The organism is Microbulbifer sp. MCCC 1A16149, from assembly GCF_050368945.1.
Classification (GTDB): domain Bacteria; phylum Pseudomonadota; class Gammaproteobacteria; order Pseudomonadales; family Cellvibrionaceae; genus Microbulbifer.
The window spans coordinates 2,273,225-2,289,593 of record NZ_CP185959.1; the positions used below are offsets into that span (position 1 = coordinate 2,273,225).

The following is a 16,369-nucleotide window of genomic DNA, read 5'->3' on the forward strand; positions in this document are numbered from 1 at the left end:
ATCGTCCCAGCTAACTACACTTCCATAAAATTTTGCGAAGTAAATCCAGCTCAGGGAAAGATAATCAGATGGTTCAGTTAACACCAACCCCGGCTCAACGGCAGTCCACCTGCTCCACAAAGAAAAGCCTTGTGGGATTAATAGCGCTTGTGGCGATGCTGTTTTTCTCATCCTCGCTTTTCGCCAGTGATGCAGCCGACTACGTCTTTAGCGGAGGCAAGGTCTATACCCTCGATGCGAAACAACCATGGGCGGAAGCCGTGGCCGTTCGGGACGGCAAAATCATCTATGTGGGCAATGCCGAAGGAGCGAAACCATTTATTGGCGACAAAACCGAGGTGATCGACACTACCGGCGACGTGGTCATGCCCGGTTTCATCAGTACGCACGACCACCTGATCGGCTCCGGGTGGACCAGCAAGGGGGTGCACCTGTTCGACGGCAAGAGCAAGGCTGACTATATCGCCATGGTTAAAAAATATGCCGAAGAGAATCCCGACCTGGAGCGCATCGTCGGTATAGGCTGGAGCACCGGCACCTATGGTGGCCGCCCCACCGCGAAAGACCTCGACGAGGCAGTGCCAGACCGCCCGGCAATCATCCTCGATTTCACCGCACACGATGCCTGGCTGAACTCCAAAGCGATGGAGATAGCGGGTGTTACCAAGGATTCACCAGACGACCAGCCGGGCGTTATTTACTGGGTACGGGACGAGGATGGCACACCGACCGGCACCGGTGTAGAAGGCCAGTGGATGGAAGCCTATGTCGCCATCGGCGCCTGGGATGCCGACAAAATCCTCAATGAGACAATCGACACACTCCATCCCCTCGCCGCGAAGAATGGCACCACCACCTACCTGAACCCCGGCATTGTCACGCCCAACATGAAAGACACCAACGGCAAGATGCAGGACGACCTGAAGACAGCGATGGCCCTGCTGCAGGAGCGCGAAAAGGCCGGAACACTGAAAATGCGCACCTTCGTACTGCCCTTCGTCAAGAATCCCAAGGCGGACACCGGGCAGTTAATGGAATTTATGGGCGAAATGAAAAAGCAGTACAACGGCGACAAGCTGTTTGTGCGACACGTGAAGATTCATCCCGAAGCCAACTGGAATGTCGAACTCAGCCCAATGCTGGAGCCCTACGAATCCGGTAAAAAGGGTACTTACGGTATTCCGCCCGAGAAGATCAAGGAAATCATGGTGGCGGGTGCCAAGTCAGGCCTAGACACTGTCATTCATACCGACAGCACCGGTACTTCCCATGCCGGCATCGATGCGATTCTGGCGGCGCGCAAGGTGGATCCCGACAATCGCAGCGCGCTGCACCACGCCACCTGGTTGACACCGGAAGATCAGAAGCGAGTCATCGACAACAAGATCCCGGTCAATTCAACGCCGAATTTCACCAATGACTGGAGCGATACAGACAAGGACGCGCTGCGCGTGATGGGCAAGAAACGCACCATGGCCTATTTCGGCCGCTATCCTGAGTTTGCTCGCGCCGGTGTACCGGTCAGCCTCTCCGCCGACGTGCCCAGCACGCCGTCAAGCATGCAGGCACCGCTGTTCGTCATCGAGGGCGCCGTGACGATGAAAGACCCGGCCAACCCGGATGCCAAGCCCTTCCCGCCCAGTGTCAAACCGATGACCATCGAGCAGGCGCTGCGGGCAATGACCATGGACGCCGCCTGGCAACTGCGCATGGAGGACAAGATCGGCAGCCTGGAAGTCGGCAAATACGCCGACATCGTGGTGCTCGACGGCAACCCCCTCGAAGTCGACCCGGACAAGATCGCGGATATCGGCGTCGAAATGACGATGATGGACGGGAAATTTACCTACAAGAAGGGCAGCAACGACTAGCAAGCAGTGGGCTTGCTCGTCATTCAATAGCTAGCAATTGAGAAAATACGCAATGGGTAACTTAGTTTTTTTCCGGAAAACCACTTATCTCGCCCTGTCGGTATTAGCGACCATCATTGCCGTAAACCCAGTAGCCCACGCGGAAGACAAATACGCCACGGCAAAAGAACTGGGACTGATGGAAGGTTTCCCGCCACCGCCCGATAAACGGGTCACCAAAGCCAACGCGCTCCAAACCCCACCGTATAACCGCTGGGCCTATCAGCATATGCGGATGTTCTACCCTACCGCGAATGTGCCCGCCGCCGATGTGCCGGTGCCGCTCCGCAAGGATATCGACCCGAATTTTGCCAAGGACGTAAAGATCAACGAGCCAGGTACCGGCAAGACGAAGAGCCTGGCCGAATTCCTGAAGGAGACCTGGACCGACGCCATTGTCGTGATCCACGACGACAAGATCGTCTACGAGAAATTTCTCAACGGTATGACCCCGAATACGCCGCATCAGATGATGTCCGCGACCAAATCCTTTGGTGGCTTACTGGGCTTGGTAGCAGTTGCCAATGGAAAATTGAAGGAGTCAGATCCGGTTACGAAGTACGTCCCCGAGCTCAACGTGACGGACGGGGCTTTCGCCAACGCCACCTTCGGCCAGGTCCTCGACATGACCAACTCCATGGACTTTAGCGAGGTTTACGACGATCCCAGGTCGGGCATCATGACCTATGCAGCTGTACTGGGGTGGGTGCCGAAATTGGAGGACGTCGAATACCCCGACAGCCTGTACGAATACCTCGTGACCCTCAAGACCGACAAAGAGCACAAGGATGGCGAAATCTTCCACTACCAGACGCCCAAGACCGACGTGGTCAACTGGGTTACCAACCGCGTGAACAACGCATCATTCCAACAGGCGCTCTACGACGAGGTATGGTCGAAGATAGGCACCGAGGGCGAGACGTATGTACTGCTCGACAACAACGCCACACTGGTTGCGGGGGGCGGTCTGAACGCCACGCCGTACAACCTGGCCCGATTCGCGAAGATGATGCTCAACAACGGCGAATTCAACGGCAAGCAGGTCATACCGAAATCGGTTGTCGATACGATCGCCAAGGGCGGCAGCATCGAGGCATTCGATGCGGGCCCCGATTCCGATGACATTGTCCACAAGAAGGGCGAATGGAGCTACCGCGGCCAGTGGTGGGTCAAGCATACGCCGGGCATGGAAGCGTTCATGGCCATCGGGGTTCACGGGCAGTGGATCTACATCGACAGGAATCACGATATCGCCATCGTCAAGGTCAGCTCCATGCCAGTATCCAAGGACACCTATCTGGATGGCTACAACCTGGAAGGCTTTTACGGCATCGTGAAATACCTGGCGAACAAGTAGAGCTTGAAAAACTGCGTGGAAAAATCTGTTCGACATTGAGCCGCATGCCACTCACAAAATGAGAGCTCTGCTATCGGTCGTCTATGGCAAGGTCCGGAACCGAAGCGGTTTCAGGCCTAACTTGAATAATCCGTTAACGGTTTATGAGGTAATCATGTTCCTGCAAAAGACCTTGTTCAGTCTGGCGGCCGTATTGGCCTTTGTTCTGGCCGGCTGTTCCGAAAAACCGGAATCCAAGGCTCCAGAGAAAACGCAGTCCGCCTCCGCCGCCCCGGCCGTAGAAACCGCCGATTTTGTTTTTACCAACGGCAAGGTCTACACCGTCGACAAGGAGAACTCCTGGGCGCAGGCCGTCGCCGTGCGCGGCGATGAGATCGTCTACGTCGGCGACGATAAGGGCGCTGAAGCCTTTACAGGAGAAGGGACTGAAAAAGTTGATCTCGGCGGCAAGCTGATGCTGCCGGGCTTCGTCGAAGGCCATTTCCACACGACCACGCAGGGGATCATCCTGCACGGCCCCGACTTGCAGACCGACTCGATGGATGAGCTGCTCGCCAAGCTGAAGGAGTATGCCGACGCCAACCCCGATCTCAAGTTTATCAACGGCTGGGGTGTGCGCCCCAATATTTATGGCCCCGGCGAGCCGAATGCGGCGATGCTCGACGCCGTTGTCCCCGATCGGCCGGTCTATCTGTGGCAGGTCGACGGCCACTCCGCATGGGTCAATACCAAGGCGATGGAAATGGCGGGACTCAACAAGGACACGCCGGACACCGTGCCCGGGGTGTCCTATTTTGTCCGCGACAACGAGGGCAATCCCACCGGCTATATCATCGAGGTCCCGGCGCAGGTCGAAATCCTGAACAAGTTTGTCACGGTCGATGAGGACTATATCCGCGGGGGTATGGCCAAGTGGTTCCCGGAATACTCGAAGGCCGGTATCACCGCCGTGCACGATTTCGGCTGGGCCGGCGTCGACCAGGACATGGCCATCGGTATCCTCAAGGATTTCGAAAAAGACGGCACGCTGGGGACGCGGATATACGGCAGTTATTACTGGAATGATGCCAGCATCGACCCGGTGCCGATTGCCAAGAAGATGCGCGACGAGAACCAGGAGGGCCTGGTGCAGGTCAGTGCGCTCAAGATCAACATGGACGGTGACGACGACAAGTACAGCGGCCTCTATGTCGACGGCTACGCCGACAAGCCCGACGCCAAGCCCGAGCCGATCATTCCGTTCGACGTGATCAACGATGCGGCCGTGCGCGCCGACAAGGAGCAACTGCACCTCATCTGTCACTGCTTCGGCGATCTTGCCGTGCGCAAGTTCCTCGATGCGGTCGAGCTGGCGAAGAAGTCCAATCCCGAATGGGACCGGCGGCCGGTCGCCTCGCACGCGCAGCTCGTGCATCCGGACGACCGGCCGCGCTTCAAGGAGTTGAACGCGACCTACGATACGACCGGACAGTGGTTCGCGTTCGATCCCTACACAGCCAATGTCAGCCCTGTACGACTGGGCGAGGCGCGGATGAAGCAGCTCTTTCCGATCAAGGCAATGCTCGAAGCCGGCGCCAATGTTTCGCTGGGCTCGGATTTTCCCGCAGCATCTTATATTGCAGACTATAAACCGCTCAACGCCATCACGGTGGCGGTGACCCGCCAGATGCTCGGCAAGCCGGACATGCCGATATTGGGTGGCGAAGACGCGCGTCTGACGGTGGCCGAAGCGATCCGCGCGAATACCTATGGCGCGGCCTACGGCATCGGCGTCGAGGACAAGATCGGGTCAATTGAAGTTGGCAAGAAGGCCGACCTCATTGTGCTCGACCAGAACCTGCTCGAGATCGACCCGCACGACATCTACAAGGCCAATGTAATTTTTACCATGATGGATGGCAAAGTCCGGCACGGCGACGACCTATAAGCCTAATTTGATATTGCAGCTTTAACTCAGGAGAGCAGTTATGGATCTGACTAAGACCTTGGGCTCCATACTGACTGTGCTGGCGTTAGCGCTGGCCGGGTGTTCCGAAAAGCCGGAATCCACCGCCCCAGCGACCAACCAGCCGGCACCTGGCGCTTCCACTTCCGCCGCTGAATCGGCCGATTTCGTCTTCACCAACGGCAAGGTCTACACCGTCGACAAGGAAAATTCCTGGGCCCAAGCCGTTGCCGTGCGCGGTGACGAAATCGTCTACGTCGGCGACGACGCCGGCGCGAAGGCAATGGTTGGAGAGAATACCAAGGAGATCGATCTCGACGGCAAGCTGATGCTGCCCGGTTTTGTCGAGGGCCATTTCCATTCCATCACCCCCGGCGTCATGTTGCGCGGAGTCAACCTGCAATCCGAGAGTATGGAAGAACTGCTGGGCAAGCTGAAAGAATATGCGGAAGCCAATCCGGATTTGGAGCAGATCCACGGTTGGGGAGTGCGTCCCAATCTCTATGGCGGTAAACAGCCCACTGCGGCCATGCTGGACAAGATTGAGTCCGAACGGCCGGTATTTCTGTGGCAGGTCGATGGCCACTCCGCCTGGGCCAACTCCAAGGCCCTGGAGATGGCTGGCATCACCAAGGACACAAAAGATCCCGTGCCCGATGTGGCCTATTTTGTCCGTGACGACGAGGGCAATCCTACCGGCTATATCGTCGAAGTGCCGGCGGTGCTCCAGGTACTCAATGCCCTGCAGGATATTGATTACGATTACGTCAAGGAAGGCGTGGCCCAATGGTATCCCGAATATTCCAAGGCCGGCATCACGGCTTATCATGATTATGGTCTCGGCTTTCTCAGTAATGATGATGCCGTCAGGCTCATGAAAGAGTTAGAAAAGGAAGGCACGCTGACGACACGGTTCTACGGCAGTTACTACTGGAACGATGCCAATATCGATCCCGTGCCGATCGCCAAGAAGTGGCGCGACGAGAACCGGACCGGGCTGGTGCAGTTCAACGCCCTGAAGATCAACATGGATGGTGACGACGACAAGTACAGTGCGCTGCTTGTTGGCGGCTATAGCGACAAGCCCGACGCCGACCCCAAGCCGATCATACCGTTCGATGTCATCAATGATGTGGCCGTACGCGCCGACAAGGAGCAATTGCATCTCATATGTCACTGCTTTGGCGATCTGGCGGTGCGCAAGTTCCTGGATACCGTTGAACTGGCGAAGGAGAAAAACCCCGAATGGGACCGGCGACCGGTCGCCTCGCATGCCATTCTTGTGCATCCCGACGACTATCCTCGCTTCAAGGAGCTGAATGCCACCTACGACACCAGCGGCCAGTGGATGGCACTCGATCCCTACACCGGCAATATCACGCCCGAGCGCATCGGGCCAGAACGGATGAACCGGCTCTTTCCCATCAAGGCGATACTCGAAGCCGAGGGCAATGTCTCCCTGGGTTCAGACTTCCCCGCGGCCGCCTATATCTCAGACTTCAGGCCACTTAATGCGATCACCCAGGCGGTGACGCGCCAGATGCTGGGCAAACCCGACATGCCCATATTGGGCGGCGAGGATATGCGGCTGACAGTGGGCCAGGCGATCCGCGCGAATACCTATGGCGCAGCCTACGGCATTGGAGTGGAAGACAAAATTGGCTCCATTGAAGTGGGCAAGAAAGCGGACCTGATCGTGCTCGACCAGAACCTGTTCGAGATCGACCCCCACGACATCTACAAGGCCAATGTAACTTTTACCATGATGGATGGCGAAGTCCGGTACCGCGGCGACCAGTGAGGCACTCGGAGCACATGAGAACCTGGCAAGAAAACACGGAAATGGACCAACAATGAAACATCCTCACCTCGGCAGCCTGCTCAGTTGTCTCATCACACCAGGGTTATTGATGCTGGCTGCCAGTGCTGCGCAGGCCAATGCGGATGCCGAGGCATTACGGAAAGCCCAGGATCCCCTCGCCGACGTGAAGGCTCTGATGACAGACAACACCATCGCGTATGGCACAGCCAACGACCAGAAATCTTATGGCATTTCGCTACAACCGGTGTACTCGATTGAAACAGAACGCAGTTTTAATTTTGTTCTCCGCGGCATCCTGCCTTACATCGGCGCACCCAAGGGAGCCGGCCTGCCCATTCTTGGCCCCGACCCTGTCGGGGGGACCGGGCGGACCTGGGGCCTGAGCGACTCGGTTGTGCAGGGGTTCTTCGTTCCCAAAACGGAAAGTGAAATCAAGTTTGGTTTTGGACCGCAAATCTCGTTGCGGACCCGCAGCGATGATGTACTGGCCGGTCCCGGCTGGGGCGGAGGCGTTGCCGGCATTGTGTTTGGCTCTGCCGGAAAAATTGCCTATGGCGGTATCCTTGGCCATCACTGGGGGCAGGACGACTTCAACCTGACCACCATTCGGCCGATCCTCATTTACAATGCCGATGCATTTGGTGGCTCTTATATCGGCTATATAAATTCAGTTAACTACGACTGGTCCGCACCGAATAGCAGCAGTGCCTGGCAAACACCACTTGGGCTTACCGTTGGCAAGACGTTCATCCTGAAAAGCGGCCATATGATTGATTTCAATCTCGGCGGATATAAAGTGGTCGACGCCCCCACAGGCGGCGCCGACAAGCAACTCAAAATCGGTTTCAGTTTTTACTGGCCGTAAAACCTGAAAACTAACAACGCCGAAAATAAAAAAAGGGGGAGCATATGCTCCCCCCTTTTCTACTTCCCAATTTCAGCTTAGGTCGATCGCCATATTATCCGGCGGCGCCCGGAATGGCCTGAACGCCAACACTTGGTGCTGCTTCACTCAGGGACTTCTCTGCGGCGCGCAAGGCTTCACTGCGATCTTTGAAGGTACCGGTAGCCGGTATACGGCCGTTCAGGCCCTTCAGCACACCTTCCACCTCTTCATTCATCCCCGCCAGATACAGTTGCTTACCACTGTCTTTGGCATCGCTGGCAATGGTTTCCACCGCCATGGCCGCCGAAAGATCAAGGAATGGCATGGACGAGAAATCCAGAATCAATATCTTGGAACCGGATGCACTCTCTTCACGCACGTGGTGGCCGAGATCCGCCGCGGCACCAAAGCTCAGCGGGCCGCTGAATTCAAACAGGGCGATACTGTCGCGATTGCGCTGCAGAATGGCTTTGTCATCATCGCTGTCGAGGTGCTCAGGCAAATTGCGCAGGCGCTCGATCTGCAGGCTCGCCACCTGCTTAACGTACGCCAGCGCCGCCAGAACAACACCAGCGCCGACAGCAGTGATCAGGTCGACAAATACAGTCATACCCAGAACCAGAACCATCAGAGCCAGATCCCAACGCGGCCCCTGGTGCGCGCGCTTGAGGTATTTCCAGTCGATAATGTCGAGACCGACCTTCACCAGAATACCCGCGAGCACGGCCTGCGGAATATTCTCGGCCAACGGACCCAGGCCGAGCGCAACCGCCAGCAGTACCATTGAGTGAGTCATGCCGGAGATTCGGGTCTGGCCACCGGAGCGCACATTGACCACGGTACGCATGGTGGCGCCGGCACCGGCGATACCGCCGATAAAGCCAGCCGCGGTGTTACCGATACCCTGACCGATCAGCTCTTTGTTGCTATGGTGACGGGTACGGGTCATGTTGTCCGCAACCAGGGAGGTCAGCAGACTATCCAGCGCGCCGAGAATGGCGAGGATAATCGCCGCCTCGATCACCAGGAACATCTTGTCTCCGCCAAATACCGGCATCTGCAGCTCAGGCAGGCCAGTGGGGATAGAGCCAAGGATCGGGACATCGAGTGCGAAGAAGGCGATCAGGGTACCGGCAATCAGCGCGGCCAAAGGTGCAGGCAGGAAGCGTCCCCACTTACCCGGCCACAGGTAAACCATCGCCAGAGTACCAAGGCCGAGAAGCAGGTTGGCCGGATGAATCGCCGATAGCGCTTCCGGCACATTACCCAATGCACCGAGGGTGCCACTGGGGGAATCGTGGCCAAGCAGCGGGTTGAGCTGCAGGATGATGATGATCACCCCGATACCGGTCATGAATCCGGAAATCACCGGATACGGAACCAGACGGATGTAGTGACCAACGCCGAGTATCCCCATTACCACCTGAAGTACACCGGCGAGAATCACTGCCGTAAAGATCAGGCTGGCATCACCGGACAGACTGGCAAACAGGCCTGCGAGCACCACCACCATTGGCCCGGTTGGACCGGAGATTTGCGGGCCGGTACCGCCGAAAAGAGCGGCAAAAAAGCCCACCGCGATCGCACCGTACATACCCGCCATCGGGCCAAGCCCCGAGGCAACACCCAGCGCCAGCGCCAGGGGCAACGCAACGACACCGGCCGTAATGCCGCCGGTGATATCGCCGCGCAAATTGGATAAATCAAACTTCATTCGCACTCTACCTCTTTTACTTCGATATCTTCCCTGGAATTAAAATCAGCTGCAGCAGGCGCCGCTCGCCGCGGTCTCGGGCAGATCACCGAAGATCGCGCGATAGCGCTCGTCCATCGGCTTGAAGTCGCGGGCCTCTTCGTCGAAGCAAAGCACTTCGCCACTGCCGATGTTGTATACCCAGCCATGCAGGGTCACGCGGCCGCTCGCCAGGCCGGTGGCTACAGACGGATGGGTACGCAGGTGCTGCAATTGCTGGACCACATTTTCACAGGTCACTTCATCGAGATTTTGAGTGCTGAGGGTTCCTTTACGGTCGCGCACAACCTCGGTCGCAGAACGGCAGTGGCTCAGCCACTCTTTTACGTGCGGCAGGCTATCCAGTTTCTCCGGCTCGATTGCGCCTTTCATTGCACCACAGTCGGTGTGACCGCAAACAACGATGTGGGAAACACCCAGCGCAGCGACTGCAAATTCAATGGAAGCGGTCATGCCGCCGGTCTGGCTGCTGTGCGGCGGCACCACGTTACCGGCGTTGCGGCAGATGAATAGTTCGCCCGGCTCGGTCTGGGTAACCAGGTTCGGATCGATGCGGGAATCCGCGCAGGTGATGAACAGAACTTCGGGGCTCTGCCCGTCCGCAAGCTCAGAAAAACGGGCCTTTTTGGCAGGGAAGACTTCCTTCTGAAACTTCGCTACACCAGAAATCACATGATCCATAAGAACTCCTTACAAATGAACAAGACTGGGCAAAAACGTTGGAATCCATTATTTTTTGATAGTTCAATAAGTTAAAATACTATTCGTTGATAACATTTAGTTATCACATGCTCCGTGGAGAACCCGTGCCAACCCAACCGCAAGCCCCAACATTCCGCCAGATCGAGTACTTCGTGACCATTGCGTCACGAGCCAGCTATCGCCGCGCAGCGGAAGATTTGGGCGTCAGCCAACCGGCACTGACAACCCAGATACGCGCACTGGAATCGCTCCTCGGCCTTCCCCTTTTCGAGCGCTCCAGATCCGGCACCCTGCTTACACCAGAGGGGCGTGAACTGCTCGAACAAGCACGCAAGATGCTGTTGGTCATGCGCGAATTTCGCGAAAATGCCGACACCATTGCACAGGGATTACAGACCACCTATAAGCTCGGGGTGCCCCCTACCCTGGGCCCTTACCTGCTGCCAAACGTACTCCCTGCCCTGCATGCGCTCCATCACCGGTTAAAGCTGTATGTGCGGGAGGGGCCACCCCGTAACCTGCTGCGTGGGCTCAGTGAGGGCAGCTATGACATTGCGATCGTGCCCCTTCCTGTAGACCGCGATGACCTATCGGTCGAACCCTTGTTTACCGAACCCCTGAAGTTTGTGGTTCCTGCCGATCACCGCCTGGCTGGTAAAAGCACTATCAGCCCCTCCCAATTGCGCGGGGAAAAAGTGCTGACACTTGAGGGACAACACCACTTCCACCATCAGGTGCAAGAAATCTGCGAACGTCTGGGTGCAGACCTCCAAAGAGACTACGAAGGCACCAGTCTCGACACTTTGCGACAAATGGTGGTGATGGGCCTGGGCGTAGCCTTCCTCCCGGGCCTTTACGTGCATTCAGAGATGCACAACCCGGAAGCACTGCATGTCAGTGAGCTGAGGTCGAAGCCGATCCGACGCCAACACGGCCTGGTATGGCGCGCGAGTGCACCGAGTCGCCGCCTGTATCGGGAGCTAGCCGCACAGATCCGGGAGATCGTGCAGGAGCGACTGGGCGATGTGGTGGAAGTTACCCGGGAGATCCGCTAGACGGGCAACGCCCGCTCAACGCCAAAGAATTGCAATCATTACCAGATGGCAAGCAATCACCAGGTAAGTGACTCGGCTGCGAGTGGAGAAATAGCCGGACAGGAACGAAACATTGGGCTTGAGCCGCGCCTCGGCGCGCTCCACAAACAGATACGCTGCAGCGAGCATGGGCAGGGCTAGCGGAGATTGATAAAGCAGCAATGCGACCCAACCGACCAGGGCAATCACATTGCTCAATATCATCAGCGGCAGGCGGTGCACGTGATCCGCACGGTTCAGGGCTCCGCCCCACCACACGCCGCACAGGAAACTGAGAATGACACTGCTATACGCGGTGAACCACAAGCGACCGTCCACACCGGCAACAGAGAATCCCGCCAAGACCATCGCGATACCGATAACAAACGGCACCACACCAAAATAGGCGAGCCAATTGAACAGGCGGGTATTGCCGTGACTCAGGGCCTCGTCGGAAACATTCATGTAGTCTACGCTGGATAGCTGGAAAGAATTCACGCCTCTAAGCTTAGCTCAACCAATAGCGGGACCACCCATGGAGCATGAACAGAAAATTGACGTCAAACAGGCGCTGCGCGTGTTCGACAAGATCACCAAGAACGGGGAAAAAACCGCGGAGGGATGGCGCTACCGAGGGCTCACCGCCGAGACTGACTTCGACGGTTACACAGTCTTCATCCGCTCACAAAATGTCGAACTGACGATCTTTTTTCACAACAAATTTACCGTGAACTACAGCCGCGCTTTAGATCTCGAAAACTTTATCGAGCTGATGAACAAAATCGACCGCAGTACCTAGTTGGCCCGAGGAATCAGGCCAACCCGGGCACGCCGCTGTGAAAGCGGAACTCGCCATCACCACCTTCAACCAGCGCGCGTTCCACTTCCAGAAGCGCCCTCACACGGGGCTGGATATCTTCATCACTGGCATTCTGGGCCAGCGTCAGATAATCACGAAAGTGACGCGCCTCGGACTTCAGCAGCGACAGGTAAAATTTTTGTAGCTCTTCATCCAGATGCGGGGCAATTCGGGCAAACCGCTCACAGGAGCGCGCCTCGATAATCGCGCCACAGATCAAGGTATCAATGAGACGACCAGGTTCCGCGCTGCGCACTTCACTGCGCAGCCCCGCCGCATAGCGCGAAGCTGAGAGATGCGGGTAGGCGATACCGCGCTTTTTCATGATCGCGATCACCTGCTCGAAGTGGCGCAACTCTTCCCGTGCCAAGCGCGACATTTTGTTGAGAAGGTCAAAATTGTCCAGGTAGCGGAACATCAGGTTAAGCGCCGTGCCCGCCGCTTTCTTCTCGCAGTTGGCATGATCCACCAGCATCAGCTCGGGCTCCGCCAGCGCGGCATCAATCCAGGCGTCGGGGGTGCGACAAAGCAGAAATTCGTGGATGGCTGAGAGGTCGGGTACTTCGATTGACATTGGCGCCTGGCAATTTTTACAGAGAAACGGGGTCGGACAACGACCTGTTCCAGGTACGGCTGCCCACGGGCCGCGAATTATACCGCCTCCCCCCTTCTTGGCTAACTTTGCTGTGAATTTACGCCCAAGGTCGCTACGAAGTGGCAGATTTATCGGATGCAAGATATGATAACGACTTATTAAGTGGGTACTTTAAACCCGAGCTAACCGAGGAAAGACAGCTTGCATTCCACAGCCCAATCAACCGCCCACAAGCTGTCAGCGATCTCCCGGCAGATACCCCAAGCCATGGGCGACTTGCACCGCTTTGCCGCAGAATTGAAAGAGGCGCTGGAAGCGCTCGAGAGTGGTGCCCAGCACTGGGAGAGCTATCTGTTACAGCCAGCATTCGCACAGGACGCAGCCGCACTCCTGAATGGCGATTTCGCGGCGCCATACCGACTGTCAGCTGCCCTGTTCGCTCAGCTGGATTACTGCGACGAAACCAGCACTGGCGATGCGCGCCACACCTTGCAAATACCGGGGTTACTGGCCGTGCCACAGCGCACTATCCCCCTCGCCCAACAGTTCAACGCGGCAAAACTCACCATCCAGCAACTCACCAGCGAATACAAAAGCCTGCTCTCTGATCGCCCTGCCCTAGAGCGCAATGAGCGACTGCGCGAGGCACTGGCAGATGCGGGCTATCCGCGCGCACACCTGCGCCAGTGCTACCGGCAAATACTGCTTTGTGCCGAGACCCCGGACGCGATTGCCCTGAGCTGGGTCAAAGCGCGCAAATCGATCCGCAAGGTATCGGTGCAATGGTGCGAAAAAAAGCTGGTGCAACTGGATCCACTGGGCGAAGACAGCGGCATCCAGTATCAGCGACAGATCCTCGCGGACCTGCCCCCCAACCAGCACAGCCTGCTGCGTCAGGTCCAGGTACAGAGTCGCCCGAATTTGCAGGCCGCTGAAATCTTCTACGATGAAGACAACTGGGATGGCGAGAACAGTGGGGAGATGAACGGCGAAAAAGGTGGCGAGCGCTACCGGCAGATCGGTTATTCGGCCATGCCGATACTGGTAAAAAGTGAGGACTCCGGGCGCCTGCCGGAATTTACCCGGGTTGAACACACTCCCCCGGCGAGCCGCAGGCGACAGCGCCGCGACCTGAAAATTGCACCGCAACCGCTATTGCCTGCATTGCGCGTGCACCTTTACGGCTCCTCTTGACGGCTTTCGATGAGGGCGCGGATCGACTCAGGGCTCGCCGAGAAATTCTAACAATCTGCTTATAGCGCCATCGACGGCGCCACGGCATTCCGTCAGTAAAGAGGAAGGCTCCTCTTCCAGCACGCTCAAATCCTCGTTGCGTAAAAACGCCTGCAGTCCCTTCTCGGCCTCGAGGCGATGCCCCATCACGCCCGCCACCTGATCTTCAGCAAATAAGGTTTCCAGGCGCTGCTGTAGCTCCTCAATGGCTTCCTTGTCCCTATCGGGCTCACTTGGAAGCTCACCTTCCGCTCTGATCTCCTGCTCCAGCTGTTCTGCAAGACGCAATCGCTCACTCGCGAGCGTGTTGCAGATTTCACTGGCCGCGGAATCCTGTAAAAACGCTGCAGTGCACTGGTAAAGATCTGCACTTTCCTGCATCGCCAGATGCAGATCACGGAGAGCCACCTGGCGGTCGCTGCGCATCAAGGTCATCGTAATATCACCTTCCCAGTAATGGGGATTCTTTCGGCACCATCATTTCCAGTGCGGCGGATTTTACCGAGAAGCTGGCCGGGGTTTCGGTAACCGGCTCGCCATCCGCGTGAATTTCCATCGCTGCAGGTTGCGTTTCCACATACAGCTCGCGCGCAGATACCGAAAACGTCCGACGCGCGAGATCGTGTCGCCCGCCGCGCAGCAGTGGCGCAAGCGTGAGCAGTTCCCACACCGTTTGCGGACGCAGACTGTAAATATGCAGAAGGTCGTCGTCGATCGTCGCGCGCTGATCAACCACATTGCCGCCACCATAAAAGCGACCATTGCCCACCGCCAGCTGAATAGAGCGCATGGCGTGCTCCTTGCCATCCACACGAATCCGGAGTTTAAACTGGCGATGCCCGGATAGCGCAGAAGCAAACGCCTTCAAATAGCTGAATACACCCCAGCGTTGCTTTACTTCTGGCGTCAACTCTTCAGTGACCTTCACACCCAGACCGAGATTGGCCACATTGAAAAAGTAGTGTGCATTGACCACACCCAGATCCACCTTTGCAGTATCGCCGCTGCAGATGGCGTCAAACGCCTGATCCAGGTTTTCTATTCCCAATGACCGCGCCAGGTCATTCGCAGTACCGAGCGGAAGAATGGCAACGGGGAGTCCACTGTCGAGCAGCGCGGGGATACAGGAGCTCACCGTCCCATCGCCCCCACCAACAATCACCAGGTCAACCGCGTTGCGCCGCTCCCGGATAGCTTCGCAGGATTCCTCGGGCGACCGGGACTCTACCGACTCCAGCGCCAGGCCAGACTCTCTTAGCCGTGCCAGGCCGGTGTCCAGGTCTGCACTACCACCCTGTCGGCTCCCCGGATTCAGAATCAGTAATGCGCGGCGGCGCGCTTCAGCATGCGGTTCGGATGGATGACTGATAAGGCAGCTCCCTGCGCGTAAAGTTCGAAATAAGGCCGCTCAGCAGCGTCAGGCCGTTTGCAGCCCTGGCGCGACAAAGCGCTGGTAATAGGCCAGTGACAGCGCATAGAAGTCTTCGTCTATACGCCGGCGCAGATCCACCAGCGATACACCCCGTGCCTCAGGGGTCGCTCGCAGCCCGTAAAGCGAAAGCTCAGATATCTGGCTGGCCCCGGCACGCAATAGTTCAAATACCCAGCAATAAGGGTTCTGGTCTTCATTGAAGCGGATTTGCTGGTGGCGCATCTGGCTCAGAAGCAGGTTTTGATCCACGATTTCGAGCTGACTTCGCACGGCATTTGCAAGGTAACCGTCACGGCGCTCGGCTATGATCCGGCGCTGTTCTTCAGAATAGGCATTCCAATCGATCACTTCATGGGCAAAGCGCTTGCAGCCGCGACAAACATTGTCGCCAATACCGGTAGAACAGACACCGATGCAGGGCGTGCGTACTTTTTTATAGATCGCCATGAAGCGGATTTACCTCGTCGTCCGGGCGGGCCAATAAAACCTGTGAAATGAGGTCGCAGAGGATAGCATTTTGCGTGACGTATTCGTCCCCCGATTTTGCGGCGAGCACCATTCACGCAATGGATATAGGACGCGACAAATGCGATTGATTCGCACTTGAGAAACGGTCAAAACGCGACCTTTATTTATTTTATGAATGCCGATGATTCGCGTAAGTTATTGATTTTTCAGCGAACTTAACAGGGATCTCTGTTTCATTGTAGAATTCGCCACCCGCTTCCAGCGGCCATCGATGTAAATCGGGGTTCGGTTGGCGAATTATCCGCATCCGGATTCCTGGAAAGCTGTTGGTTTT

General features: G+C 56.9%; 15 protein-coding genes. 8 read left to right on the forward strand and 7 right to left on the reverse strand.

Annotated elements, in window-relative coordinates; translation table 11 throughout:
• Positions 1-131: 131 nt before the first annotated feature.
• From ACONT6_RS09645 to ACONT6_RS09665, 5 genes are all read left to right on the forward strand, one after another.
• Positions 132-1,871, forward strand: coding sequence for an amidohydrolase (locus tag ACONT6_RS09645; RefSeq protein WP_428818334.1), 1,740 nt, complete (start codon positions 132-134; stop codon positions 1,869-1,871).
• A gap of 274 nt (positions 1,872-2,145) precedes the next feature.
• Entirely contained in the window at positions 2,146-3,267 is a 1,122-nt protein-coding gene (locus tag ACONT6_RS09650) for a serine hydrolase domain-containing protein (protein ID WP_428818335.1), read from the forward strand.
• Positions 3,268-3,421: 154 nt separating this feature from the next.
• Entirely contained in the window at positions 3,422-5,194 is a 1,773-nt protein-coding gene (locus tag ACONT6_RS09655; RefSeq protein ID WP_428818336.1) for an amidohydrolase, read from the forward strand.
• Between the two features lie 40 nt (positions 5,195-5,234).
• Positions 5,235-7,013, forward strand: coding sequence for an amidohydrolase (locus tag ACONT6_RS09660; RefSeq protein ID WP_428818337.1), 1,779 nt, complete (start codon positions 5,235-5,237; stop codon positions 7,011-7,013).
• Positions 6,982-7,899: a hypothetical protein gene (locus ACONT6_RS09665; RefSeq protein WP_428818338.1), complete on the forward strand. Its 918-nt coding sequence runs from the start codon at positions 6,982-6,984 to the stop codon at positions 7,897-7,899. Before ACONT6_RS09660 ends, ACONT6_RS09665 begins: the two co-directional genes overlap by 32 nt.
• A 94-nt stretch (positions 7,900-7,993) precedes the next feature.
• Here ACONT6_RS09665 and ACONT6_RS09670 read toward each other — a convergent pair whose 3' ends face one another.
• Positions 7,994-9,634: a SulP family inorganic anion transporter gene (locus ACONT6_RS09670; RefSeq protein WP_428818339.1), complete on the reverse strand. Its 1,641-nt coding sequence runs from the start codon at positions 9,632-9,634 to the stop codon at positions 7,994-7,996.
• Between the two features lie 45 nt (positions 9,635-9,679).
• A complete protein-coding gene (locus ACONT6_RS09675; RefSeq protein WP_181252945.1) occupies positions 9,680-10,354 on the reverse strand; it encodes a carbonic anhydrase in 675 nt (224 codons plus the stop codon).
• A 125-nt stretch (positions 10,355-10,479) separates the two neighbouring features.
• Between ACONT6_RS09675 and ACONT6_RS09680 the strand changes: the two genes are divergently transcribed.
• On the forward strand, positions 10,480-11,430 hold the full coding sequence (locus tag ACONT6_RS09680) for a hydrogen peroxide-inducible genes activator (protein WP_255463323.1): 951 nt from the start codon (positions 10,480-10,482) through the stop codon (positions 11,428-11,430).
• A 15-nt stretch (positions 11,431-11,445) separates the two neighbouring features.
• Here the strand turns inward: ACONT6_RS09680 and ACONT6_RS09685 are convergent, their stop codons facing one another.
• Positions 11,446-11,946 (reverse strand): DUF3429 domain-containing protein, encoded by a 501-nt coding sequence (locus tag ACONT6_RS09685; RefSeq protein ID WP_428818340.1) that lies wholly within the window; start codon positions 11,944-11,946, stop codon positions 11,446-11,448.
• Positions 11,947-11,983: 37 nt separating this feature from the next.
• On the opposite strand from ACONT6_RS09685, the gene ACONT6_RS09690 reads away from it, so the two are divergent.
• Entirely contained in the window at positions 11,984-12,247 is a 264-nt protein-coding gene (locus ACONT6_RS09690; protein ID WP_428818341.1) for a DUF3081 family protein, read from the forward strand.
• Positions 12,248-12,260: 13 nt separating this feature from the next.
• On the opposite strand, the gene ACONT6_RS09695 is transcribed toward ACONT6_RS09690, so the two are convergent.
• On the reverse strand, positions 12,261-12,881 hold the full coding sequence (locus tag ACONT6_RS09695) for a tRNA-(ms[2]io[6]A)-hydroxylase (RefSeq protein WP_428818342.1): 621 nt from the start codon (positions 12,879-12,881) through the stop codon (positions 12,261-12,263).
• Positions 12,882-13,103: 222 nt separating this feature from the next.
• Here ACONT6_RS09695 and ACONT6_RS09700 point away from each other — a divergent pair, with 222 nt between their 5' ends.
• On the forward strand, positions 13,104-14,096 hold the full coding sequence (locus tag ACONT6_RS09700; protein ID WP_428818343.1) for a hypothetical protein: 993 nt from the start codon (positions 13,104-13,106) through the stop codon (positions 14,094-14,096).
• Positions 14,097-14,123: 27 nt separating this feature from the next.
• Here the strand turns inward: ACONT6_RS09700 and ACONT6_RS09705 are convergent, their stop codons facing one another.
• The 3 genes from ACONT6_RS09705 to ACONT6_RS09715 are packed head-to-tail and all read right to left on the reverse strand — an operon-like array spanning position 14,124 to position 16,014.
• Positions 14,124-14,570: a hypothetical protein gene (locus tag ACONT6_RS09705; RefSeq protein WP_428818344.1), complete on the reverse strand. Its 447-nt coding sequence runs from the start codon at positions 14,568-14,570 to the stop codon at positions 14,124-14,126.
• Between the two features lie 7 nt (positions 14,571-14,577).
• Complete coding sequence (locus tag ACONT6_RS09710) at positions 14,578-15,504, reverse strand: lipid kinase (protein WP_428821501.1); 927 nt, start codon at positions 15,502-15,504, stop codon at positions 14,578-14,580.
• Positions 15,505-15,552: 48 nt separating this feature from the next.
• A complete protein-coding gene (locus ACONT6_RS09715) occupies positions 15,553-16,014 on the reverse strand; it encodes a DUF1289 domain-containing protein (RefSeq protein ID WP_428818345.1) in 462 nt (153 codons plus the stop codon).
• Positions 16,015-16,369 lie beyond the last annotated feature (355 nt).